Origin of the sequence: Bacillus sp. FSL W8-0770 (assembly GCF_038008705.1) — a bacterium.
Lineage (GTDB): Bacteria > Bacillota > Bacilli > Bacillales > Bacillaceae_G > Bacillus_A > Bacillus_A cereus.
The window spans coordinates 1,979,059-2,003,694 of sequence record NZ_JBBOZR010000001.1 but is presented as its reverse complement, the minus strand read 5'-3'; the positions used below and the strand labels follow the sequence as shown (position 1 = coordinate 2,003,694).

Sequence of the window (24,636 nt, the reverse complement as noted above, 5' to 3'; positions counted from 1 at the left end):
AGCTGTGATCTATATGATACAAACGAAAGAAAAAATAAAAGTTATGCGTGCAGAAGACCTTCCTATTCAAATCGGTAAAGAGGTACAAATGAAGGGTATGTCTATCGCCCTATTCCGCCTTTCAAATGGCGATATTCAAGCTGTAGAAAATCGTTGTCCTCATAAAAACGGGCCATTAGCGGAAGGTATTGTATCTGGAGAATTCGTCTTTTGTCCACTACATGATTGGAAAATTTCACTACTAACAGGTGAAGTTCAAAAACCTGATGATGGTTGTATTCAAACGTATGAAGTAGAAGTTATTGACGGAGATATTTATATATACATGTAATTTACAAAAGGAAGCCTCCCCTGGCTTCCTTTTAAATAAAAATAGACGAGGTGCGAATATGAACGGATATGTATATTTAGTTGGTGCAGGACCAGGTGATGAAGGGCTTATTACAAAAAAAGCGATAGAGTGCTTAAATCGTGCAGATATCGTCTTATATGACCGCTTATTAAACCCTTCCTTTCTTAATTATACAAAAGAAACATGTGAACTTATTTATTGCGGAAAAATGCCAAAGAATCATACTATGCGTCAAGAAATGATTAACGCACACCTCCTTCAATTTGCGAAAGAGGGAAAAATCGTAGTCCGCTTAAAAGGCGGAGATCCATCTATTTTTGGCCGTGTTGGTGAAGAAGCAGAGACTTTAGCATCAGCAAATATTCCATATGAAATTGTACCAGGTATTACATCTAGCATCGCCGCTAGTATCTATGCAGGTATTCCCCTCACCCACCGTGACTACAGTAATAGCGTCACTTTATTAACCGGACATGCAAAAGGTCCTTTAACCGACCATGGAAAATATAATTCATCTCACAATAGCGACACAATTGCCTACTACATGGGTATAGAAAACTTACCTACAATTTGTGAAAACTTACTACAAGCAGAAAAAAAAGAAGATACGCCAGTAGCAGTCATTGAATGGGGTACAACTGGTAAACAGCGCGTTGTCACAGGGACACTGTCTACCATTGTTTCAATTGTCAAAAACGAAAATATTTCTAATCCTTCTATGACAATTATTGGTGATGTCGTTTCCTTACGGGATCAGATCGCTTGGAAAGAACGTAAACCATTACACGAGAAAAAAGTTTTATTTGCATCTGCAACGAATAAAACAAGTTCAATGAAGCAAAAGTTACAAGAAGCCGGTGCAGAAATATATCAAATTCCTACTTTCAAAAAGGTAGAATACACATTAACACTTGAACAAATCAATGAAATTTTTAACGTTAATCGTCTTGTTTTTTGTTCAGCTGAAAGTGTAGAAATATTGATGCAATCATGTAGTAAACACCAAAAAGATATTCGTTCTTTACAAGCGCAACTACAACATATGAACGTTGCCACTCAAGAAAAACTTATGCAATATGGGCTACTAAGTAAACAAGCAGAGTTCTCTTCCAATACAACAGTTTATTTAGGACGAAACATTAACCGAATTGCTTTTATACAAGAAAAAATTGGTGCTGGTTCCTATATGATGACTCATGAGTACACAATTGATCATCGCTTCGATGAAATTCATTCACGTATGCTTTCTGAATTCTCATGGGATAGCATTGTATTTGAAGGTCGTGCTTCTATTGATACGTTTCTAGCAGAAATAAAACGCCTTGGCTTTATCAATATTCTTACTCTCCCATTCTCGTATACCGACGTTCCAACTTTATACTATGCAAATAAAGTTGGGTTTCATAACGTAGATCATCAATTACAAGAAACTCTTATGAAGAAAGACATGGTGAGACAATGAAAGGAATTGTATATGTTGGACATGGGAGCCGGCTACAAGAAGGTAATGAACAATTCATTCAATTTATTCAATCTGTTATGAAAGAGCGAAACGAAAGAATTCAAAAAATAGCTTTTCTAGAACTAACGACACCTACTATTTCGGATGCAGTTACAGAAACGATAATAGAGGGAGTAACTGAAATAATGATTGTACCTGTTTTATTATTTGCAGCAGCTCACTATAAACGTGATATTCCTTTTGAAATAGAACAACTACAAAAGAAATATCCACAAATAACATTTTCAGTTGTACCTCCTTTTAGTACACATCCACATATGGTGGAACTTGTAGTGAAAAGAATACGTGAAGCTATGCCAATGCAAAATAGTAGTATTTTACTCGTAGGACGAGGCAGTAGTGATACACAACCGATACATGAGTTACAACTAATCGGAGCAGCTGTCGAACGAAAACTTGGTATGCCAGTATCCTGTTCCTTTTTAACGAAAGGAACTCCCTCTTTTACTGCCGAGCTCAAGGATATAACATCGACTGCGTCCCATGTATATGTCATGCCATACCTTCTCTTTACCGGATTATTACTTCAAAAAATTGAATTGCATACAAAAAAATATAATCATGTTACGACTTGTAACTGTCTTCAGTTTGATACATATATGAAACTAACATTGTTAGAACGAATGGAGGAATGCATATATGTATAACATGTACCCTCTTATGTTTAATCTACAAAATAAAGTCGTTGTTATCATTGGTGGAGGTAAAATTGCATATCGAAAAGCGTCTGGATTAAAAGATACAGGCGCTTTCGTCACTGTTGTCAGCCCAGAAATTTGCGAGGAAATGAAGGAACTTTCTTATATTACTTGGAAGCAAAAAGCTTTTAGTAATGATGATATTAAAGATGCTCACCTTATTTATGCAGCTACAAATCAACACGCTGTAAATATGATGGTCAAACAGGCCGCTCATGATTTCCAGTGGGTTAACGTTGTAAGTGATGGTACAGAATCATCTTTTCACACACCTGGCGTTATAAGAAATAATGAATATGTTGTCACTATTTCAACTTCTGGTAAAGATCCATCATTTACGAAGCGTTTGAAGCAAGAACTAACATCTATATTGCCTAAACTTATAAAAAAGATTTCTCGTACACATAAATTGTAATCTATTTCTTAGTTAAAATAGTAATTACCTTTGGACAAACGTTTTTTAGGGGACGTTTGTTCTTTTTGTTGTAGTTCCGTTCTTTTATTTCACAAGTAATCTATGAAGAAAATAAATGGTGTTTGCAACTTGTAAACAAATAAATTTCATGACAAGTGTAACATTACGAGCAACTCTTTCTATTCAGTTTTTATATTGGATATTCATTCAACCAAATTAGCGCTTGTTCATAATCATCAAAAAACTCCACGGATTCTTTTGTATTGGATTGTTGTAAATACTTCAGTATCTCTCCTTCTTCAAGAAGAAATGCAATTGCCTTACTATGATTCAAAATGGTTTCATTGAAGAACTTATCTTTCCATACTTTTTGAACAGAAAAATGATTTGGGGTATACCCTTTTCTATCCACCAACACTTTGTATTTCCGACCCTCAGAAATAAATTGCTGACAAACCTGCTCAAAATCATTAAACCATTCATACACATCTTCTGTATTAATCTGGCCAATTAGATGGGTAACAATCAAATCTCCTGAAACTATTGTGCTGATATTCTGTTTACTCAACTTTTAATCATCTCCCTTAGTGGCAATTATGCATAAAATTCTTACTTGACACTCCCACCCCATCGCTATCACCCTAAGCTCATATAACTTTAATTATAAGCGAGATTGTGTCTTTTTTTCGCCAGTCTATATGTAAATACTTTAAAGATTTCCATACGAAATAAACCCTAATAAGTTTCTTTTTTTGAATTAAATCACTAGATTTTGAAACATGGTACAATTGTAAACGACACCCAATATATGAAAGACTGCTTTCTTCTCATATCTATAGGACTTCTGTCCATCATTTACCGCCTCAAATCTTTTCGTTTTTGCACGTATATTCAAAACAAAATATATGATAAATAAATAACGACAGTTACTGTAATAATGCTGAAAATTGTTGAAAATAAAACGATTTGTGCATGTAATTCAGGCTCTATTTGATATTCCATAGCAATGGTTGATGTATTTCTTGAAGTAGGAAAAGAACTTGCAATAAATAACGATTGTGCAACAATATCATCGATGTTTAGTATGTATATTACAGCAAGTGCTAATAATGGTCCCATCAGTAACCTTCCAATTAAAGCCCATGTTATGACTCGATGGAAAAAATTAAGTTTAATGTTGGATAATTGCGCCCCTAGCAATATGAGTGCTATTGCAACAAAACCATTCGCAAGCTGATTAAGAGGTAGCAAGATAGAATTAGGTATTTGAATTTTAAAAGATTGAAAGAGAACCCCTAATACGAGCGCATGAAATACAGGCAGTCTTAGAAATGATTGAATAATACCTCCGATTGTTTTTGTTGCTGATAGTAAGTTATATATCCCATATGAATAAGTTAAAAGATTCTGGAAAATCACAATAAAAATCTGAATGGAAACCCCCACTGGATTGTGACTGAAAATCAATTGACTTACTGGTAACCCATAATTACCGGAATTCATTAACGAAATGCTATTTTTTAGAGCTGCACTTTCTCCTTTTTCTAACTTTAATGTTTTTGAAATGAAATGACTTACTATGATCAGACTCAGACTATAAAGCATTAAATAGTATATTATTTGGAGCAACAAACCTGTCTCTATACTAATATCATATATATTCACAAATACAGCCGCTGGCATTAAGCAATAAGTAATAAGTGTAGAAAGCTGCTTTAAGTTAAATTGGAACTTTCTTTGTAAGATTGCACCAATTAGCATTAATATTAATATTGGTAATATTACGTCTAGTATAATAAAAACAAACATGTAAAACCTCATTCTAAATATATTTTAGTTGGATTAAACACTTTACTAAATATGAATCACATTTAATCAGTCGGAAAACCCCTTCAATTCTCAATAATCAGAAAAACTTAAACCAATAATATGAAAATGTGCATCAAAAATTCTTATTTCATTTCCCTCTCCTCTCTTTTCTTTAACATACCAAATATAAATCATAAAGAAAATTATGGATTATTTATACAAATTCATAATTTTATCTTATTGACCTAAACTATCTTCTTTATTTTAAGTATACTTTTTCACAATATCCATTAACCTTACCAAAAAATTTGGCCCTAAAAAAATCTGATAATGCAGTTACTATGCGAAGGATACTTGCATCAATCCTATACTTGTCGCTTAAACTACCTAACACACCTGATACTTGTTTATCTTGAGTGGACTTATATTTTTTTCATCTAAACATCCCGATTCAATTAAATATTTGCATTCTAAAAATGAGTTCGATCTTTAGAATAGATTTAAGATTTCCTTAACTAATCTGCCCTTTAATTGAATAACTTTTGACATCTTCATTTTAAAAGCACATTCTTATAGAAAATAAGCGTTTATTGAGAGATCAATAAAAACATGTTGAAGCCTATTACTAAAAGAACCATCCCAAAATACTTTGGGATGGTTCTTTTTCCTTATTAATGATTTTTTAACATCACTAACAGCTTTTCTTGACTATACATCCACACTGTAATGATTAAACAAGCAAGTGCGACTTCTGATAATGCCATAAATCCAATTGCATAATGGCCTGTTAGTTGGAATAGTAATGTTAAAATTAGGGGCGGGAAGAACCCTCCTAGTCCGCCTAAAGCTGAAACGAGTCCATTTACAATACCTGCTTGTTCTGAGAAGTACATTGGAACGAGTTTAAAGATTGTACCATTACCAATGCCTGCACAAAATGCGACTAGTAAGCAACCAAATGTATACACGTTCATACTAGGCATGAATGATAAAATAATACCTGAAAGTGTTAAACCGATAAATACGAAGATTAATATTTTAAATGGATTAAACTTATCGCCGAGCCAACCACCAATCGGACGCATAATTGTTGCGAGTACGATGAATCCTGCAGTTCGCATACCAGCATCTACTTTCTCTAATCCGAAGTGAGATACTAAAAAGTTTGGTAAGTATACTGTAAATGCGACGAATGATCCGAATGTTAAAAAGTAAAAGATACATAAAAACCAAAGTTTCTCATTTTTATATACACCTTTTATTTGTTCCATTAATGGTGTATTCACCTTTTTCTCCTTACGATCACCTAATAAAAAGTTCATAAGTGCAAATGCTGCAAGTAAAACTAAATAACATTGTACTGTCGTTCTCCAGCCAACTGAAGTTGCGATAACAGGCGCTAAAAATGAAGTAATTGCTGTTCCGGCGTTACCGACACCGTAAATACCATTTACAAAACCATGACTCTCTTTCGGAAAGTATTTTGGTAAAGAAGTTACTCCTACAGAGAATACAGCACCACCGATTCCTACAAATAATCCACCAATAATTAAATCCATCATAGAATTGGCAACACTAATATAAAAGACAGGAAGTAATAATAGAATAAAACTAATAAAGAATAATTTTCTTGCTCCGAAACGATTTGTCCAATAACCAATTGGAATGCGAAGAACAGAACCTAAAATAACGGGTACTGCTGTGACCATAGAAATTTGCCCCGCAGTTAATGGGATATCCACTTTAATATAAGGCATTAATGATGATAAAATGACCCATACCATAAAACCTATAATTAGATTAGAAGTTTGTAAACTTAATTGAAAATTAGGACTTTTCATCCTGTTCCCTCCTATGTATGCATATTTATATTCATTCTCTCCAGCCTAATCACGTCGTAACATGATTAAGTCGAAAAGAATCAACCACCACTTACTGGCGGAATTATCGCTATGACATCGCCAGTTTGAATGATGTCATCCTCATTTGCATACTCTTCATTTATAGCTACCATGATTTCATTTGAAATCGCTACGTTGTATTTCTTAATGAGTACCTTCTTTAGTTCAGCAACTGTAATATTTTCACAATCGATTTGTAATGCTGGCTTACTTACTTCTTCTTGTAAATGTGCAAATAATAGTACTTCAATCATATTCTCATCTCCTCTTCAGGCTCACCATTCTCATATGCTACATTCTCTAACTGATCACCAATCCATGATTCACCATCTTCCCAAAATTCTTTCTTCCAAATTGGAACGATTTGTTTTATACGCTCCATAATATATTCGTTCGCCTCATATGCAGCTTTCCGGTGTGGTGTAGAAACAGCGACGACAACAGCAAGATCAGAAATTTGTAATGTACCAATGCGATGTGTAATGGCGACAAATGTCCCAGGCCACCTCTCTCCTACTTCAGTACCAATTCTCTCAAGTTGTTTTTCTGCCATTGTTTTATATGCTACATACTCTAAATGTAGCGTACGACGCCCTTTCGTAAATTCTCTAACAGTACCAACGAAAGTAGTAACTGCGCCGCACTCACGACGAATTACTTTGTTTGTAACTTCCTCAATTGAAATAGGTGTATCAATTACTTCATAATACGTTTGTATCATTTTGCACCTCTTATCTTTGTATAAGTTAGTAATCTATTTTTCTATTATTTGTATGATCGAAGTGGTTCTTCCCACGGCCACTCACTTCCAGCGTTTGATTCTAATAACAGTACCGAAACAGTTATTCCTGCTTCAAATCCTCTCGTTCCTCCTGGCAGGACGATAAATGCGTTCGCCTCTGCAAGTGAAGAAATTGCACTAGATTTATCTAAACCAACTGGTGTAACTTGTAATTGACCATCTACAAATTCCACTCTCCCTCTTACAAAACGAGTAAACGGATTTGCTTTCGAAATGTCTTTCTGTAATATTGCCTCTGCACGATATATGTGCGGATCTTTCCTATGCAAGTATGTTCCAATGACAGGTCGAACAAACAATTCACATCCGACATAACAAGCAGAAGGATTACCAGATAGACCAAATAATAGTTTTCCCTCTAACTCAGCTACAGTTGTCACACTTCCTGGTCGCATCGCTATTTTGTTAAAAAGTACATTAGCTTGTAATCTCTCATAAATAGCCGGTAAATAATCATAGTCTCCTACTGAAACGCCACCAGTTGTAATTAATATATCAACTTCTTTTATCGCTTTTTTTACAGTGTTATAACACGTCTCAAAATTGTCAGCGAATTGCCCATAATACTGTACAATTCCACCTGCTCGTTCAATTTGAGCAGCTACCATATAAGAGTTACTATTTCGAATCTTCCCTGGCTTTAATTGTTCATGTACTTCGAGCAGTTCACTTCCTGTCGTTACAATTCCAATGACTGGCTGTTTTACAACATATACCGTACTATAACCAAACGTAGCAAGAAGCGCTGCAACTCCAGGATTAATAACAGTCCCTTTTTTCACAAGGATGCTATTTTGGTTTACATCTTCTCCTTTAAAAGAAATGTTATCGCCAGAAGAGAAAGAGCGTTTTAATACCATATAAATCTTTTCGTTTTCTTCAAATCCTTCCGTTAGCTCTAACATAACAACCGCATTACACCCTTCCGGAATTGCGGCACCTGTCATAATACGGACAGCTTGAAATGCTTTCACTTCTTCTGTAAAAACAAAGCCTGCTCCAATTTCGCCAATTACTTCAAACTGAATGGGGTTACTACTACTCGCTTCTTTTGTATCTTCCGCTCGAATCGCAAACCCGTCGTACGGAGAGCGATCAAAATGCGGAACATCATGATCTGCAATAACATCTTCTCCAAGTGTTCTACCGTAGCTTTCTATAAGAGAAACCTTTTCTATTTCACCTTGGTAAGCATATTCCATTACACGTGCAACTGCTTCTGCCACTGGAATTGGTATACGTTTTTCTAACATTCTTTTTTCACCTCGTTTTAATAAGGGGCAACTCTCTTTCTGTTCATCCTATATATTTTGCGTATAATCGTTTTGCTATTTTTACATCATTTGTCCCATGAATAAATGCCCTACCGTCTATAAATAAAACAAAACGATATTCATCAACTAGAAATGATAGTAAGTAAGGCGTTTTTTTAACATGTACACTTTTTTGTAATCGTTTTTGAATTTCGGTTAAATTAAGATTTCTCTTTATTCCTGAACGGATTTGAACTGTATTCCGTCCGCATAACACTTCCGTTTTCATTTGCGCTTCAAATATTAGGCTTGGATACGTTCGTGATTTCCCACAAGAAGGACATGTACTTTTCTTCTGTCTATTTACTTTTAATGAGAGATATTGATTGTTCCAAATATCAAATGACAACATCGTCCCTCTTAATGATTCATAATCACCCACCAATATTTTCATCGCCTCTGTAACTTGGTGAGCAACGACCATTTGTACAGCTGGCTGAATGATTCCGGCTGTATCGCATGTTGCACCGCCCATAGGATGATCCATTAGACAGCGAAAACATGGTGTTTTCCCAGGAAGAATTGTATACGTTACACCGTAACTCCCAATGCATCCGCCATATATCCAAGGTATATTTTCTTTTTGTGAAATGTCATTTATAAGTAGACGCGTATCGAAATTGTCAGTCGCATCTAATATGAGATCCACATCTTTTGTTAACTCTTCTATTTCTCGCATTGTGGCATCTGTTACAACTGGTACAATTTCCACTTCAGAATTAATCTTTCTTACATGTTCTGCTGCTGCAATTGCTTTTGGTTTACACTGCTGCGCATCTTCTTCTGTATATAACTGCTGCCGCTGTAAATTACTCCATTCGACGTAGTCACGATCAGCAATTGTCAATTTCCCAATTCCCATCCTAGCAAGTGCTTCTGCATTCGCAGCTCCTAGCGCACCCGCACCGATTAGGAGCACATGCTTTTCTCTTATTTTTCTTTGTCCCATTTCACCAATTCCAGAAAACAACACTTGTCTTGAATAACGCTCTTGCATAAGAAATCCTCCTTTCACTATCCACCAATGTAAGACATTTCAACTTTTGGACGTTTACTTGTATTCTCAACCGTTCTTTCATCTGAATATCGATCTGTTCTATATCGCCATGTATCATTTAAAATTTTTAATAGTGATGCATCAGAAATATTTTCTCGAAGAAGCGTTCGCAAATCCGTTCCTTTCGCTCCAAATAGGCACGTGAAAAACTTGCCGTCTGCCGAAATACGAGCTCTCGTACAAGAAGAACAAAATGACTCAGAAACAGAAGTAATAAATCCAACTTCTGCATTACTCCCTACATATCGATACAATTTCGCAACCTCTCCAAAATAACGAGGCTGAGCGGGCTCAATTGGATATACACGATTAATTTTCTCTATTAATTGTTCCTTCGTAATGACTTCTTCAAAATTCCATCCGTTTGTACTGCCTACATCCATAAACTCAATGAAACGGAGCTGAATTTCTTTTTCTTTAAAATAACGAGCCATATGAAGAATTTGACTATCATTCATCCCTTTTTTTACGACCATATTTACCTTTACTTCTAATCCAGCAGCATTTGCTGCTTCTATTCCTTTCAGTACAGGTTTTGTACTTACATTTCTTCCGTTAATTTTTTTGAAGACATGGTCCTCTATCGCATCTAAACTAATATTTACACGTTTTAATCCCGCGTCTTTTAGCGCCTTAGCTTGTTTTGCTAAATGAATTCCGTTTGTTGTGAGTCCAATGTCTTTTAAGCCTTCTAGATTTGTAAGTCTTGCAATTAATTTCGGTAAGTCTTTACGCAATAAAGGTTCACCGCCAGTAAGCCTAATTTTATTAACTCCCATACTTATAAATAATCTAGCTAACCTTTCTATTTCATTAAATGTTAATAAACACTCTTTCTGTAAAAAAGCATAATCAGGTCCGAACACTTCAGCAGGCATACAATATGTGCACCTAAAATTACAACGATCAATAACTGAAATGCGTAAATCTTGAAGTGGCCGCTTTAAAGAATCTTTCATGTTCTCGTGCATCTATATCCCTTCTTTTCTGCTGCAATCCTTAGTAAGCTTTCATTTTTTTATTTGCCTTCATTATAAAAAAGAAGCTACATATTCAATGTGACTTTTCTCACATCACTTTCCCCATTCAAAAAATTTTCACAAATCCGTTCGCATTTTGTTCACATCTTTAGCCACTCCTCCTTACGGTCATTGAAATTTCAATTTATTTTTAAATAGCTCTTGCATTTTCATCATACTTACACTCAAAATAGGAAATGTATTGCTTATAAGAAGAAAGGTGATCACTGTGGCAAACAGTATGACATTATCTCAAGATTTAAAAGAATTACTTGCATCTGTTGAATATAAAATGCAGATAAAAAAAGGTAGTTTTATTTTTCAAGAAGGTATGGAGGCAACAGAACTCTATATCATTCACTCAGGGAAAGTACAAATTAGTAAACTTAGTGCTGACGGACAAGAATTAACACTTCGAATTTGTTCGGAATATGACATTATTGGAGAATTAACATTGTTCACGGATAATGCAAAATATTTATTAAACTCAAAATGTCTTGAAGATGTTGAAGTAGGTGTAATAAAACGTGAAGCGTTAGAAAAAGCATTACTCCAAAAACCCGCTCTTGTATTTGAATTTATGAAATGGATTAGTGAACATTTAAGAAGAATGCAAACGAAGTTCCGAGATTTAGTATTACACGGCAAAAAAGGTGCCCTGTACTCTACTCTTATACGAATGACAAATAGTTACGGTGTATTAAAAGAAAATGGTATTCTCATCGATTTACCATTAACGAATCAAGAACTCGCTAATTTCTGTGCAACTTCACGTGAAAGTGTAAATCGAATGTTAAATGAATTAAAAAAGCAAGGTACAATTTCAATTCATAAAGGAAAGATTACAATCCACGATTTACAATTTTTAAAATGTGAAATTGCTTGTGAAGATTGCTCTGCTTCTGTTTGTAGCATTGATTAGCATCTTATTTAGATGCTAATCTTTTTTCAATTTAAACTACTTATTAACATTTATTCCCTATGTAAACAAAAACGAGGCCTTCCATATTAGACCTCGTTTCGTTTTAACCATTAGCTCCTATCAGTTTACAGCAGTATTATTTTTTCAACTCATTAGGAATACGTCTTCTGTAAATCACATAACTACGGCTTACATATTTAATTGGGGCACTAAATACATGTACAAGTCTTGTAAATGGCCACACTGCGAAAAGCCCCATCCCTGCGAGAATGTGAATTTTAAACCATATTGGTACTTCCATCATATATTCAACTTTCGGTTGGAAAATAAAGAGACTTCGGAACCAAGGGCCAATCGTTGTACGATAATCAAATCCTTTTGAATCGATATTTAAAAATGTTGAGGAAAGTCCTGCTAGCATTACGATAAGTAATAAAATAAGCGCAATATAATCTCCCTTTGTACTCGTTGCAATGATACGTTTTACAGTTACGCGGCGGTACGTTAATATAATTAAACCGCTAATAGAAGCAACACCTGCCGGAAGCCCAAAACTAATTGCTACTACATGATACATATGCTCAGAGATACCTACTGAACGGTATACAGCTTCTGGAATTAAAATCCCCATAACATGACCGCCAATTACGAACATGATCCCAAAGTGAAATAATAGACTTCCGAGTCGGAGCATTTTCTTTTCTAATAGTTCACTAGATTTTGATGTCCATCCAAATTGATCATAGTTGTATCTAAAAATATGTCCACCGATAAAGATTGCAAAAATGATATAGGGAAACAATACCCATAGAAATTGATCCATCATTTTAACAACTCTCCTTTCTAATTTGTCTGTACACCCCATGTTTCGATAGCGAGTAGAACAGCCGCAAGAATTGGTTCATACATACTGTCTGCTTCTTTTAATTGAACGTGTAACGCTTGTATATTCTCCGTGTATTTACTCATAATTGATTCACTGTCTATCTCATTTGCATTTGCAAAGAACTCAAGCAATAGCGGTAAATAATCAGGTAATTCTTTATCTGTTACTTCAAAACCAGATTTTTTATAATGCTGTTTTAACTCCAGTAATTCAATACCTCTTTCTCTTTGTTCACCAGTGTTCATATAAGTAAGATACATATTTGTTTTCTTACCAAAATCGAATGTATATACGTAACTATCAATGAGTTGATCATTCGTTTTATTTAGCACTTGCTTTATAAAGGCTGTAAGTGACGCTTTAACGTCTTCCTGTTTTATTGTTTCAACCTCTTCTTGCAATTCAGTTACAGCTTCTCTCCACCCTAGTTCAGGATAGGAGAGAAGAAAAGAAGAACAAGAAAAAGCTGTTTGTAAACTTTGTCTCATAATTTTCTGCCCCCTTTATTTAAGAAATTGTCATACAAGAGCCTGGACCACCTGTGAATGATAAACCACAGCTTCCTTGTTCGCTATATAAATCTGCCACTTGTTCACGGTGAGATGTCGGGATAACGAAGCGATCTTTATATTTCGCAATGGCAAGAAGACGATACATATCTTCTACATCCTGTTTCGCTAAACCAAGTTCTTTTAATACAGCTTCATTTGGCTCTTTATTAATTTGCAGTGCTCTCATATATGTTCGCATAACAGCCATTTTTTTCAATGTAAGACGAATGTGTGATTCATCCCCTGCAGTGAGTAAATTCGCTAAATATTGAATTGGAATACGCATATTATCAATTGCAGGGAAAACCTCTTCTGCTTGCCAGTTACTACCTTTCCCTTCCACCATGTTCATAATTGGGCTAAGCGGAGGGATATACCAAACCATCGGCATTGTACGATACTCCGGGTGAAGAGGCAGAGCAATTTTCCAATCGATAATCATTTTATAGATAGGTGACTGTTGTGCTGCTTTAATCCATTCTTCAGGAATGCCTTGTTTTTTCGCTTCAGCTGCTATTTCTGGATCATTTGGATCTAGGAAAACAGTAAGCTGAGATTCATATAAATCTTTTTCGTCTTCAACAGAAGCTGCTTCTTTTACTTTATCAGCGTCATATAGCATTACCCCAATATACCTGATACGTCCTACACATGTTTCTGAACAAATTGTTGGCATACCAGCTTCAATACGTGGGAAGCACATTGTACATTTTTCAGCTTTATTCGTTTGCCAGTTAAAATACACTTTTTTATATGGACAAGATGATACGCAGAATCTCCATGCGCGACATGCATTTTGATCTACAAGAACAATTCCATCTTCTTCACGCTTATACATCGCACCAGATGGACAAGATGATACGCAAGATGGATTCATACAATGTTCACATATGCGTGGTAAATACATCATAAAGACGTTTTCAAAATCTGTTTTAATTTCTTCTTCCATTTTCTTTACGTTTGGATCTTGCAATCCAGTTATATGTCCGCCTGCTAAGTCATCTTCCCAGTTTGGACCCCATTCAATTTTGTCGATAAATTCGCCTGTAATTGCTGATTTCGGACGAGCAACTGGCTGATGCTTACGCTGCGGACTATTTGTTAACGTTTCATAATCATAGTTCCAAGGTTCAAAGTAATCATCAATCGTTGGTTGATCTGGATTGTGGAAAATATTCATAAGACGTTTCATTTTCGAACCGGATTTTAGCTGAATTTCACCATTTTTCAATTCCCAGCCGCCTTTATATTTCTCCTGATCTTCCCATTGTTTCGGATAACCAATACCTGGTTTCGTTTCTACGTTATTGAAATACATATATTCAGCACCTGGACGATTTGTCCAGGTGTTTTTGCATGTTACGCTACAAGTATGACAGCCGATGCATTTATCTAGGTTCATTACCATTCCGACTTGTGCTTTAATCTTCAAGCCAATCTACCTCCTTCAGTTTACGGATTACAACATTTAAATCACGCTGGTTCCCAGTTGGACCATAATAGTTAAATCCATAACTTAATTGACCATATCCACCAATCATATGTGTCGGTTTTACGTGAATTCGAGTTGGACTATTATGCGTTCCCCCGCGATTACTTGTTAATTTCGTACCAGGTACGTTAATGTGACGATCTTGCGCATGATGCATAAATGCCATTCCTCTCGGTATACGGTGCGTTACAACAGCACGCGCTACAACAACACCGTTACGATTAAAGCACTCAATCCAATCATTATCTGCAACACCCGCTTCAGCAGCGTCCTCTTTATTCATCCAAACAGTTGGACCACCTCTAAATAGCGTTAACATCGGTAATGAATCGAAGTACATACTATGAATCGACCACTTATTATGCGGTGTTAAATAGTTTAATGTAATTTCTTTCCCTTCTACTTCAGGTCGTGATTTACGGAACGGTTTATGTTGCAGAATTGGTTTAAATGTTGCCATCGTTTCACCAAATTCTTTCATCATGTCATGGTCTAAGTAGAAAGATTGTCGACCAGTTATCGTTCTCCAAGGGATGAGACGTTCCACATTTGTTGTAAACGGTGAGTAACGTCGTCCACCTTTTTCTGAACCTGTAAAGGCCGGAGAAGTAATTACTGTTTTCGGTTGTGCTGTAATTTGTTCGAATGTAAAGCATTCTTCTTCACGTTCTTCTGCTAAATCACGTAGTTTTAAATCTGTTTGTTTTTCAAGTGCTTCCCATGCTTTTACTGCCATATGACCGTTTGTTGTAGAAGATAGTGTTAATACCGCTTCAGCAGCATTGATTGCTTCTTTAATGTCTGGACAACCTTTCGCGATAGAATCCGTTCGAACGACTCCTAATTTGCTCTTTAATTGCTCATACTCTTTTTCTGCTGACCAAGAAATCCCTTTCGTACCAATCGGTTGTTTTCCGGCATTTGGTCCAAGCGCAGTCATTTTGTCATAAATCGTTTTATAATCCCTTTCAACAACGTGAATTTGTGGCATCGTTTTACCCGGGATTGGTTCACATTCACCTTTACTCCAATCTTTAATCTTGCCAAGTGGTTGCGCTAATTCTTGCGGTGTATCATGAAGAAGTGGTGTTGCAACAACTTCTTTCATTGGTTCAAGATCAATTTTCTTCGCTAAATCAGACACTGCTTTAGAAAGTGAAGTGAAAATATCCCAGTCAGAGCGCGCTTCCCACGGTGAACCGATTGCCGGATTAAATGGATGTACAAATGGATGCATATCTGTACTGCTTAAATCGTGTTTTTCGTACCAAGTTGAAGCAGGTAAGACGATATCAGAATACAGTGCTGTTCCAGCCATACGGAAATCTAAATTAATGAGTAAATCAAGCTTCCCTTCTGGCGCTTCTTCATGCCACTTTATTTCTTCTGGTCGTAATGAATCACTGTCGTCATTCATTAACCCGTTTGTTGTACCTAATAAATGTTTTAAGAAATATTCATGTCCTTTACCAGAACTCGAAATTAAATTCGCACGCCATACGAATAAGTTGCGCGGGAAGTTGTTTTTGTTATCTGGATCTTCAATCGCAAATTTCAGTTCTTTTTCTTTTAATTTTTGTGCAACATATTTTCCGATTTCTTCTTGCGTTGTTGCACCAGCAGCAACAGCCTCTTTATATAATTCAATTCCATTTTTCTCGAATGTTGGATAAGAAGGTAACCAGCCAAGTCGTGCAGCTAATACGTTGTAATCACCGTGATGTTGATAACGAGAGTTACCTTCAACTGGTGATGCTAAATGTCCAACAGGTGTATCTTCATAACGCCATTGATCTGTTACGAAATAGAAGAAGGATGTACCGTTTTGTAATTTCGGTGGACCTTGCCAATCTTTTGCCATCGCGATTGTTTGCCATCCTTCTGCTGGTCTTAATTTTTCTTGACCAACATAATGAGCCCAACCACCGCCGTTTACACCTTGTGCTCCAACGAGAAGAACAAGATTTAAAACGGCGCGATAAATCGTATCAGAGTTAAACCAATGGTTAATACCAGCTCCGACAATTATCATTGAGCGACCATTCGTATCAACAGCATTTTGTGCGAACTCACGAGCGATTTGAATAATAAGCTCACGTTTTACTCCTGTCATTTTCTCTTGCCATGCAGGTGTAAACGGTATGTCATCATTGAAGTCTTTTGGTTCTTGTCCGCCAAGCCCTCGGTTCACACCGTAATTTGCTAACGTTAAGTCGTATACAGTTGTAACGAACAATTCGCCTTCTTCTGTCATAACCTTTTTCACTGGAATTGTACGTTCTAATATTTTGTTTCCATCATCAGAGAAGTACGGAATTTGTACAGTTCCAATCGCTTCCTCCATTCCAAGTAAAGAAAGACGTGGATCAATCTTTTCACCTGTTTCTTCATCTTCTAAACGCAAGTTCCATTTCTTTTCATTATCCCAACGTGACCCCATTGTGCCGTGAGGTGTTGCAAAATCATTCGTATTCTCGTTCCAAAGAACAGGTTTCCATTCCCCTAACTTCGTTTCTCGTCCAATATCAGAAGCATTTAAGAAGCGATCAGCAACGAATTGATCTCCTTTTTGTTTCAATGTGACAAAGAAAGGAAAATCAGTATATTGCTTCGCATACTTTGTGAAATATTCCACTTGATTATCCACGTAAAATTCTTGTAAGATTACGTGTCCCATTGCCATCGCAAGTGCACCGTCTGTACCTTGTTTCACACTAATCCAATCATCCGCAAACTTTGTTGATTCAGCGAAATCAGGACTGACAGAAACGACTTTCGTTCCTTTATATCGAACCTCTGCTAAAAAGTGTGCATCTGGTGTTCTCGTCATTGGTACATTTGAACCCCATGTCATAATGTAACCAGAGTTATACCAGTCACTACTTTCTGGTACATCTGTTTGATCACCCCAAATTTGAGGAGAAGCTGGTGGTAAATCCGCATACCAATCATAGAAGCTAAGCATCGGTCCACCCATAAGTTGCATAAAGCGACTACCAGCAGCATGACTTAACATCGACATAGCTGGAATTGGTGAAAAGCCAACATTTCGGTCTGGACCGTATTTCATTACTGTGTACAGTAATGAAGCTGAAACGAGTTGTAACACTTCATCCCAATTCGCACGAATGAATCCCCCTTTACCACGCGCCTGCTTATACGTACGTGCCTTTTCACGGTTTTCCACAATGCTTTTCCAAGCCTCTAATGGTGACTCGTTATTTTGCAATTCTTCTTGCCACATATTCCAAAGAACACCACGTACATACGGGTATTTCACACGAAGTGGACTATAAATGTACCAAGAAAAACTCGCTCCACGTGGGCATCCTCGCGGTTCAAAATCTGGCATATCAGGACCTGTAGTCGGATAGTTAAGCTCCTGCCCTTCCCAAGTTACAATTCCATCTTTCACATATATATTCCAGCTACATGAACCAGTACAGTTCACGCCGTGTGTAGAACGAATTACTTTATCATGCTGCCAACGCTTTCTGTACACATTTTCCCATTCGCGATCTTCATATGTTTCTTGTGTATGATTATCGTTATAACGATCTATTGGCGAAAAATATTTTAAACGTCTCATTAGTGCTGAAGTTTTTTTCTTCATACTGTTCACTCCTTTAATACGTCTCTCTTACATACCCTTACTATAAGAGAGGTTGTAAAATACAGATGTGACATTTCGCACAGTTCAAGAGATTGTCAAAAATTCCGGAAAAAATATAAAAAAGTGAAAATCTAATCAGTGTGGAGGGCTCACATCCTTCACCGACTGTTAAATTACTTCCTTGCTTCTAGCAAAGTTTAAGATGAAGTACAGATAATAATGAGCTTGCAAAAAATTTCTTATATAATAGAGGCAGTAATTTGGGAGTAGTTAAATTTAATATACCTAAATCGTTAGATGAGTTAATAAATGAAAATACAATACTTTAAATCCACCATATCAAGGGCAACTATCCTGAAAATAGTTGAACAAAAAACGCCAGGAAATCCATATGAATTGTCAGCAACTTAGATTGAATCAATAGAAGAATACAACAAGAATGGCAGGATTTTAAGATAATAATACAAGGAGTATATTATGAAATTAGAACCGCTTTACGCAGAAAACATTATAGTAGCCGTCATATATAAAAATGAGTTTAGATGGTATGTAACAGATAAAGAACTATGGTTTTTAGATTATAATAAATTAGATAATGCATATAAAAATTTAGGTATAAGCATTGAAGATAATGACGAAACGGAAGAAAGAAATGGAATAAAAGTATTAGATCATGAAAATGTAGAAGTATTTTTAGTAAGGATTAATCAATATAAAACAACTAAAGAAGAATTAAATTATTTACTACTTGAAAATATTAAAAGGAAAAATGCAGGAGAAGATCTATTAGATTTTAGTCCAATCTTATTAATTAACTTTGATAATAAAATACTATATTCAATGTTTCCAGAACCGGCATCCTACGAAAACTATTTACCAAAAGATTGGAGTGGTACATATGAAGATTTCACTGAATTCATACCTACATCAGAGAAATATTGGATAGATAAGTTTAATAATAATCTACTTTCACTATAATTTAAGTAGGAAAATAGTGATGATAGTATAAGAATTTATTACCTTAATAGAGCTTATGAGATTAATAGAGAAGTAAATAGAGTCACTAAAGCCAGAAATAAAGGAGTAAAATAGTCATGAAATATCCATATAGTTTTGAAGTGCTTAACAGTAGTGATTTAGTTATGAGACTTCCTCAAGAAATTAAACTTGTTGAAACTTTTTTAGGAATTGAAGTTACAGCTTTTGGAGATTGGATTTTAGAAGAAATACATAATGTTTTAAACGGAGAAAAAAATTATGTAGTAGTAAATGGCAATATTTGTGGTTTAGAAATTCGGAACGACACAACTACTGTGTTAGACAATTTAGCCGAAGATGGTAAAGGAGAATATTGTGAGATTGAAACAATGGAATTGGTAGAATTAATTCATATTTGGTTAAATAAACGAAAAGAATATAAGAAAGATAAAAAATAAAAGAGTGTAATAAATTAAATAGCTGACCTCTTCATGTGAAGTCGACTTTATTTTTTATTCATATACATTTTAATCACAAGGCATATTAATATATGTTCCAAACTTTACGCGTAGGGTTTCCTACGCTATTTATTTTGCTCATTGAGGACAATCTTTCCTTCCCTTCCTATATGTTTTACCCACAACAATAGTTTATATCAAGATATATTTTACATAAAACTACAAATCATTATTTACTGTATTGCCCTTAGTTACGGAAACAATTATACTAGATATAATCAAAATAAATAATCTGAATATTCTCAGAATTAAAGGTGGAAGTTTTACTATCTACAAATAGAATTAGAAATATGTCCACTAAATAGATTAGAAAACGATAATAACATTAGGAGGATTACGATGCCCCAGCTTGATTCATTACATCCCACTGTAGAAAAAATAATCAATAATATTGAAAAAATAATGGTCGGAAAACGAAAAGAAACCATCTTAGTTTTGACAGCTCTCTTAGCTGAAGGTCATGTGCTATTAGAAGATGTTCCTGGTGTCGGGAAAACAATGCTAGTACGTGCTCTTTCTAAATCCATTGATGCTGATTATAAGCGAATTCAATTTACACCTGATTTATTGCCGTCAGATGTAACAGGAGTTTCTATTTATAATCCGAAAGAGCTCCAATTTGAGTTCAAGCCTGGACCAATTATGGGGAATTTTGTACTTGCTGATGAAATTAATCGTACATCTCCAAAGACACAATCTGCTTTACTTGAATGTATGGAAGAAGGCAATATTACAATAGATGGTATTACAAGACCTTTACCAAAGCCGTTCTTTGTCATGGCTACACAAAATCCGGTCGAATATGAAGGAACATATTCTCTACCAGAAGCTCAGCTCGATCGTTTCTTATTGAAACTAAAAATGGGATATCCTACACCAGAAGAAGAATTTGAAATTTTAAACCGGATGGAAAAAACAAATCCACTCTCTCAATTACAGACCATTACTACAATAGAAGAATTACTTTATTTACAACAAAGCGTACGGGTAGTAAGTATGGACAAAGCAATTAAGCATTACATTGTAAAGCTTGTTAATCAGACTCGTACGTACAGTTCTATACAGCTAGGTGCAAGTCCACGTGGCTCAATTGCTTTAATGAAAGCTTCACAAGCTTATGCATTTATCCATGGCAGAAATTATGTTATTCCAGACGATGTTAAACTTTTAGCTCCTTACGTTTTAGCGCATAGGCTCATTCTAAAAATGGAAGCAAAATTTGAAGGAATAACTGGCGAACAAGTTATCGCAAAAATCGTTGCACGAACTACCGTGCCTACTCAAAGGGCGATGAACCCTTGATGAAACGAATGCTGCGAGCGCTATATCACGTTATGAAGTTATTGCTACTCCCTTTATGCCTAGTCTTAACATTTGTGTACGCTATGTTTCAAGGAGGGTTTGTCAGTTGGTTTTTATTTTACAGCATAATTCCCATTGCTCTTTATTCACTACTACTCCCCTTCTACGCTTTACGGGACGCTGAAGTAAAGCGAATAACAAACCAAAATGGATATGTAGCAGGAGAACAATTTGTAAGCACGATTACAATAAAAAGAAAATTTCCTTTTCCCTTACTTTATTTAGTTATAGAAGATGAACTGCCACCACAATTTATAAGTTGTAAACAAATAAAGATGAATAAGGTAGTACTCTTCCCAGGATTGAAACGAAATATTTCGTTTCAATATGTTATTGACACAATCCCTAGAGGCGAGCACACTTTTTCAAGCGTTCGTGTCAAAACTGGCGATTTATTCGGCATGATGGAGAAAGAAGTAACTTTTTCAGTTCCAAATACATTTTTAGTCTATCCCCAGTATGTAGATATAGCGTATCGACAATTGGAAAATCATTTCGAACAAGGAGCGCTTTCAGCAAATATAAATTCAGCAAAAGACTCTACAATCTCGGTCGGTGTCAGAGACTATAAACCTGGCGATCGCTTTTCATGGATCGATTGGAAAGCAACTGCACGAACAAACAATATTATGACAAAAGAGTTTGAACAACAGCGCAGCCATAATATCATGATATTCATAGACAGAACCGAGTCTCCTCTATTCGAATCAGTCGTCACATTTACTGCCTCTATCGTAAGGGCTGTCTTGAAACAAAATTCACCAGCATCATTCGTGTCTATCGGAAAAGAACAAACTATTTTCCCTTTAGACAATGGAGATACGCAGTTACAACAAATCCTTTGTCATTTAGCAAAAGTACAAGCAGACAGTGTATTCCCGCTCTCCCAGAGTGTAGACATGGAACTAAGAAAAATTTATGAGCCCGTCACGGTTATACTCGTGACCAGTAATCTTTCTCCCGATATTCAAAAGGCGGCTGATTGTGCTGCTATAAGAAATAGAAAATGTATGGTTTTTGTCGTGAAAGAAAAAGCGAATCAACTTTCACACCGAGAACTCAGTATACTAGAAACTCTAAAAAAACGACAAATATTTGTAAACACGGTTTATGAAAACCGGTATACAAACGTGTTTTTTGAGGTGAACAAATGATGATATTACAAGCAAAATACAAGTGGGATACGAACAGATTCTTCATGCATGCATGTGTATTTCTTCTTTTACTAGAATGGCTAAGACCTCTTATAGGTATTACAAATGTAGGTAGATTAGATATTTTCGTAACATTTATAGGAATTTGCTTCGCTCTCTCTTTTTTTCAAACGAGGTGGCAGATTCCTATAAAAATTGTCACAGTCTTATTTATCATTCATTCCCTATATTATAAAAATGCTTTTATAAATCCATCTTGGCTAACAACATTCTTTTCTGATATGTTTCGAAATTCCTCCCTGTTTTTCCAAGGGAATTTACTAGATATTTCTCCAGTTTTTCCGACGGTTTTATTTTTTCTCTCATTTTGGTTTTTGAGTTCTTTCACTTCATTTTGGATTATTCATAAAAAACGTGGGTTTCTATTCCTTGTATTGACTATTATTTATATCGCAACTTTTCATAACTTACATTTATACAATGCAAACTACGCTATTATTCGTACTGTTGTCATCGGCTTTTTTATGCTTAGTCTTCTTCAAGTAGAACGAATAAAAGAACGTGAACACTTACAAAATTATGCTAGAGAAATCTCAAAATTACTTAGACCACTTACAATATTTATCGTATTATTAGCAACCATTGCATACTTTGCTCCAAAATTTGGCCCTCAATGGCCAAACCCAATGGATTTTTTAAAATCCAACACATCTGAAGCAAGTAAAGAACAAAAAATTTCTACAATTGGGTATGGTTTAGATGACTCGCGATTAGGCGGTCCTTTTAAGGCGGATCCTACAGTTGTTTTCACAGCACGAACGCAAAACAAACAATATTGGAGAGTAGAAACAAAAGATTTTTATACAGGAAAAGGCTGGGAAATTTCTGAAAATCCGAAAAAGATTTCTTTTAAAAATAAAAACGACGTCGTAAGCTGGTACGAACAAAATACAAAAATGAAAACGACTGAGGCAACAATTACCATGCAAAAAAGTTACCCTCACCTTACCTATCCAGCAGGATTAGTATCAGTTGAGGCTGCTTCTGATGTATCATACAGTGTTGACCCGTTTTCAGAAAAAATTTATACAATGAATGGAGACTCTTCTACTACTTTACATTCGTATAAAGTAACATATGAGATCCCTGAGTTTTCCATAGAAAACTTGAAAGCTGTAAAAACAAATGAAGGTCAAGAAACAAATCCTTATTTTATGACAAAGTACACACAACTTCCCAAGTCATTACCACAGCGCGTAAAAGACTTGGCTGTCAATCTTACAAATGATAAAGACAACCGATATGATAAAGTATTAGCTATTGAAAATTACTTCACAGACAACTCTTTTACATACGAATCAACGAATGTCTTATTCCCTGCCAAAAGCCAAGATTATGTAGATCAATTCCTTTTCGATACAAAAAGCGGCTACTGTAATAATTTTTCGACGTCTATGATTGTACTACTTCGTTCTGCCGGGATTCCTGCTCGCTGGGTAAAAGGCTATACAGAAGGAACTCTTGACAATACACTTGCCTCTGCAGAAGGTGAGGATGTTTATACAATCACGAACGATAACGCACACTCTTGGGTCGAAGTATATTTCCCAGGATACGGATGGATTCCATTCGAACCAACAAAAGGATTTACTAATCCCTATAATTTTATAAATAATACGCCTGCTCCTATTTCACAAAATAGCGAAGCAAATAATTCTAATAACACGCAAATACAACAACGAAATAATGAAGCAAAACTTAAAAGTTTAATAAAAAATACAGAAGAAGCTTCTACTAAAAAGGTCACAAATTCTCAAACTAGTTTTTCTTGGTGGTACGTATTCCTCTCTACGATACTAATTAGTATTATGGGATACATTCTCTTCACCACTAGAATGATATGGAGGACATTTCTTATTATTCATTTCTATAAATACCGAAAAGATGATGCTGTTTATCAAAAAGCTTACGGTGCACTTTTAAAACAATTTGCGAGAATTGGCATACCACGGGGTGAAAGTCAAACATTCCGAGAATACGCTCTCCATATCGATACACTTTACAACTCGGCCGATATGCAACAACTTACTGCCAGTTATGAGAACGCTATGTATAAACAGGGGCAGGCTGCAGCAGAATGGAAGAAATCCGTACACTTATGGGAAGTGCTTATGAAAAAAGCAGCTTCTCTACCTAAATCAGATGGCTTTGATACAGTAATTTAATCTTGAAAATGTGAGTTTAAAGAAAACGTCTCAAAGAACTACATTGT

The 24,636-nt window shown here is 35.6% G+C and carries 22 protein-coding genes and 1 pseudogene; 10 read left to right on the top strand and 13 right to left on the bottom strand.

Translation table 11 applies throughout. The features are described from left to right. Positions 1-13 precede the first annotated feature (13 nt). The 4 genes from nirD to NST27_RS10395 are packed head-to-tail and all read left to right on the top strand — an operon-like array spanning position 14 to position 2,987. Positions 14-331, top strand: coding sequence for a nitrite reductase small subunit NirD (gene nirD, locus NST27_RS10410; RefSeq protein WP_000616684.1), 318 nt, complete (start codon positions 14-16; stop codon positions 329-331). A gap of 58 nt (positions 332-389) precedes the next feature. Further along, on the top strand, positions 390-1,814 hold the full coding sequence (locus tag NST27_RS10405; RefSeq protein ID WP_001014972.1) for a uroporphyrin-III C-methyltransferase: 1,425 nt from the start codon (positions 390-392) through the stop codon (positions 1,812-1,814). After that, positions 1,811-2,521, top strand: a complete 711-nt coding sequence (locus NST27_RS10400; protein WP_000676474.1) for a sirohydrochlorin chelatase — start codon at positions 1,811-1,813, stop codon at positions 2,519-2,521. Before NST27_RS10405 ends, NST27_RS10400 begins: the two co-directional genes overlap by 4 nt. Then, complete coding sequence (locus NST27_RS10395) at positions 2,514-2,987, top strand: precorrin-2 dehydrogenase (protein ID WP_000282595.1); 474 nt, start codon at positions 2,514-2,516, stop codon at positions 2,985-2,987. The genes NST27_RS10400 and NST27_RS10395 overlap by 8 nt, the downstream gene beginning before the upstream one ends. Positions 2,988-3,177: 190 nt before the next feature. Here the strand turns inward: NST27_RS10395 and NST27_RS10390 are convergent, their stop codons facing one another. The 9 genes and pseudogenes from NST27_RS10390 to moaA form a co-directional block, all read right to left on the bottom strand. Next, positions 3,178-3,555, bottom strand: coding sequence for an STAS/SEC14 domain-containing protein (locus tag NST27_RS10390; RefSeq protein ID WP_000043364.1), 378 nt, complete (start codon positions 3,553-3,555; stop codon positions 3,178-3,180). Between the two features lie 323 nt (positions 3,556-3,878). Beyond that, complete coding sequence (locus tag NST27_RS10385) at positions 3,879-4,796, bottom strand: AEC family transporter (protein ID WP_000497507.1); 918 nt, start codon at positions 4,794-4,796, stop codon at positions 3,879-3,881. 304 nt (positions 4,797-5,100) lie between these two features. Continuing rightward, a pseudogene (locus tag NST27_RS10380) lies at positions 5,101-5,229 on the bottom strand (PspC domain-containing protein); the annotation flags it as partial. 238 nt (positions 5,230-5,467) lie between these two features. After that, on the bottom strand, positions 5,468-6,637 hold the full coding sequence (gene narK, locus NST27_RS10375) for a nitrate transporter NarK (protein WP_000841857.1): 1,170 nt from the start codon (positions 6,635-6,637) through the stop codon (positions 5,468-5,470). Between the two features lie 80 nt (positions 6,638-6,717). Beyond that, positions 6,718-6,951 carry a molybdopterin converting factor subunit 1 gene (gene moaD / locus NST27_RS10370; protein ID WP_000573681.1) on the bottom strand — a complete coding sequence of 78 codons (234 nt, stop codon included), beginning with the start codon at positions 6,949-6,951 and terminating at the stop codon, positions 6,718-6,720. Then, positions 6,948-7,418 carry a molybdenum cofactor biosynthesis protein MoaE gene (locus tag NST27_RS10365; RefSeq protein ID WP_000616829.1) on the bottom strand — a complete coding sequence of 157 codons (471 nt, stop codon included), beginning with the start codon at positions 7,416-7,418 and terminating at the stop codon, positions 6,948-6,950. The genes moaD and NST27_RS10365 overlap by 4 nt, the downstream gene beginning before the upstream one ends. A 44-nt stretch (positions 7,419-7,462) precedes the next feature. Then, entirely contained in the window at positions 7,463-8,752 is a 1,290-nt protein-coding gene (locus tag NST27_RS10360) for a molybdopterin molybdotransferase MoeA (RefSeq protein WP_000890781.1), read from the bottom strand. Between the two features lie 43 nt (positions 8,753-8,795). Continuing rightward, complete coding sequence (locus NST27_RS10355) at positions 8,796-9,809, bottom strand: molybdopterin-synthase adenylyltransferase MoeB (protein WP_001158127.1); 1,014 nt, start codon at positions 9,807-9,809, stop codon at positions 8,796-8,798. Between the two features lie 17 nt (positions 9,810-9,826). Then, positions 9,827-10,840, bottom strand: coding sequence for a GTP 3',8-cyclase MoaA (gene moaA / locus NST27_RS10350; RefSeq protein WP_000545033.1), 1,014 nt, complete (start codon positions 10,838-10,840; stop codon positions 9,827-9,829). Positions 10,841-11,117: 277 nt separating this feature from the next. Between moaA and NST27_RS10345 the strand changes: the two genes are divergently transcribed. Further along, the gene (locus NST27_RS10345) at positions 11,118-11,810 is read left to right on the top strand and encodes a Crp/Fnr family transcriptional regulator (protein WP_000013866.1); all 693 of its coding nucleotides are present in this window, start codon (positions 11,118-11,120) and stop codon (positions 11,808-11,810) included. A gap of 136 nt (positions 11,811-11,946) precedes the next feature. Here the strand turns inward: NST27_RS10345 and narI are convergent, their stop codons facing one another. The 4 genes from narI to NST27_RS10325 are packed head-to-tail and all read right to left on the bottom strand — an operon-like array spanning position 11,947 to position 18,352. Further along, positions 11,947-12,636, bottom strand: a complete 690-nt coding sequence (gene narI / locus NST27_RS10340) for a respiratory nitrate reductase subunit gamma (protein ID WP_000969222.1) — start codon at positions 12,634-12,636, stop codon at positions 11,947-11,949. Between the two features lie 17 nt (positions 12,637-12,653). Next, on the bottom strand, positions 12,654-13,184 hold the full coding sequence (narJ, locus tag NST27_RS10335) for a nitrate reductase molybdenum cofactor assembly chaperone (protein ID WP_001249926.1): 531 nt from the start codon (positions 13,182-13,184) through the stop codon (positions 12,654-12,656). 19 nt (positions 13,185-13,203) lie between these two features. Further along, complete coding sequence (gene narH, locus NST27_RS10330) at positions 13,204-14,679, bottom strand: nitrate reductase subunit beta (RefSeq protein ID WP_000692663.1); 1,476 nt, start codon at positions 14,677-14,679, stop codon at positions 13,204-13,206. Then, complete coding sequence (locus tag NST27_RS10325) at positions 14,669-18,352, bottom strand: nitrate reductase subunit alpha (RefSeq protein WP_000730781.1); 3,684 nt, start codon at positions 18,350-18,352, stop codon at positions 14,669-14,671. Before NST27_RS10325 ends, narH begins: the two co-directional genes overlap by 11 nt. A 477-nt stretch (positions 18,353-18,829) precedes the next feature. On the opposite strand from NST27_RS10325, the gene NST27_RS10320 reads away from it, so the two are divergent. The 5 genes from NST27_RS10320 (at position 18,830) to NST27_RS10300 (ending at position 24,589) form a co-directional block, all read left to right on the top strand. Further along, positions 18,830-19,330, top strand: a complete 501-nt coding sequence (locus NST27_RS10320; RefSeq protein ID WP_000764325.1) for a hypothetical protein — start codon at positions 18,830-18,832, stop codon at positions 19,328-19,330. Between the two features lie 116 nt (positions 19,331-19,446). Beyond that, on the top strand, positions 19,447-19,788 hold the full coding sequence (locus NST27_RS10315) for a hypothetical protein (protein WP_000877039.1): 342 nt from the start codon (positions 19,447-19,449) through the stop codon (positions 19,786-19,788). 399 nt (positions 19,789-20,187) lie between these two features. Continuing rightward, a complete protein-coding gene (locus NST27_RS10310) occupies positions 20,188-21,150 on the top strand; it encodes an AAA family ATPase (protein ID WP_047386026.1) in 963 nt (320 codons plus the stop codon). Then, entirely contained in the window at positions 21,150-22,364 is a 1,215-nt protein-coding gene (locus NST27_RS10305; protein ID WP_000827537.1) for a DUF58 domain-containing protein, read from the top strand. The genes NST27_RS10310 and NST27_RS10305 overlap by 1 nt, the downstream gene beginning before the upstream one ends. After that, positions 22,361-24,589, top strand: a complete 2,229-nt coding sequence (locus tag NST27_RS10300; RefSeq protein WP_047386024.1) for a transglutaminase TgpA family protein — start codon at positions 22,361-22,363, stop codon at positions 24,587-24,589. Before NST27_RS10305 ends, NST27_RS10300 begins: the two co-directional genes overlap by 4 nt. Positions 24,590-24,636: the final 47 nt, after the last annotated feature.

Excerpts from the sequence above, each read along its gene's own strand:
- NST27_RS10360 (WP_000890781.1), bottom strand. The coding sequence starts at position 8,752 with ATGTTAGAAAAACGTATACCAATTCCAGTGGCAGAAGCAGTTGCACGT.
- NST27_RS10355 (WP_001158127.1), bottom strand. The coding sequence starts at position 9,809 with ATGCAAGAGCGTTATTCAAGACAAGTGTTGTTTTCTGGAATTGGTGAA.
- moaD (WP_000573681.1), bottom strand. The coding sequence starts at position 6,951 with ATGATTGAAGTACTATTATTTGCACATTTACAAGAAGAAGTAAGTAAG.
- NST27_RS10320 (WP_000764325.1), top strand. The coding sequence starts at position 18,830 with ATGAAATTAGAACCGCTTTACGCAGAAAACATTATAGTAGCCGTCATA.
- narI (WP_000969222.1), bottom strand. The coding sequence starts at position 12,636 with ATGATGGATCAATTTCTATGGGTATTGTTTCCCTATATCATTTTTGCA.
- nirD (WP_000616684.1), top strand. The coding sequence starts at position 14 with ATGATACAAACGAAAGAAAAAATAAAAGTTATGCGTGCAGAAGACCTT.
- NST27_RS10395 (WP_000282595.1), top strand. The coding sequence starts at position 2,514 with ATGTATAACATGTACCCTCTTATGTTTAATCTACAAAATAAAGTCGTT.
- NST27_RS10315 (WP_000877039.1), top strand. The coding sequence starts at position 19,447 with ATGAAATATCCATATAGTTTTGAAGTGCTTAACAGTAGTGATTTAGTT.
- moaA (WP_000545033.1), bottom strand. The coding sequence starts at position 10,840 with ATGCACGAGAACATGAAAGATTCTTTAAAGCGGCCACTTCAAGATTTA.
- NST27_RS10385 (WP_000497507.1), bottom strand. The coding sequence starts at position 4,796 with ATGTTTGTTTTTATTATACTAGACGTAATATTACCAATATTAATATTA.
- narJ (WP_001249926.1), bottom strand. The coding sequence starts at position 13,184 with ATGAGACAAAGTTTACAAACAGCTTTTTCTTGTTCTTCTTTTCTTCTC.
- NST27_RS10325 (WP_000730781.1), bottom strand. The coding sequence starts at position 18,352 with ATGAAGAAAAAAACTTCAGCACTAATGAGACGTTTAAAATATTTTTCG.
- NST27_RS10310 (WP_047386026.1), top strand. The coding sequence starts at position 20,188 with ATGCCCCAGCTTGATTCATTACATCCCACTGTAGAAAAAATAATCAAT.
- NST27_RS10305 (WP_000827537.1), top strand. The coding sequence starts at position 21,150 with ATGAAACGAATGCTGCGAGCGCTATATCACGTTATGAAGTTATTGCTA.
- NST27_RS10365 (WP_000616829.1), bottom strand. The coding sequence starts at position 7,418 with ATGATACAAACGTATTATGAAGTAATTGATACACCTATTTCAATTGAG.
- NST27_RS10300 (WP_047386024.1), top strand. The coding sequence starts at position 22,361 with ATGATGATATTACAAGCAAAATACAAGTGGGATACGAACAGATTCTTC.
- narK (WP_000841857.1), bottom strand. The coding sequence starts at position 6,637 with ATGAAAAGTCCTAATTTTCAATTAAGTTTACAAACTTCTAATCTAATT.
- NST27_RS10400 (WP_000676474.1), top strand. The coding sequence starts at position 1,811 with ATGAAAGGAATTGTATATGTTGGACATGGGAGCCGGCTACAAGAAGGT.
- NST27_RS10405 (WP_001014972.1), top strand. The coding sequence starts at position 390 with ATGAACGGATATGTATATTTAGTTGGTGCAGGACCAGGTGATGAAGGG.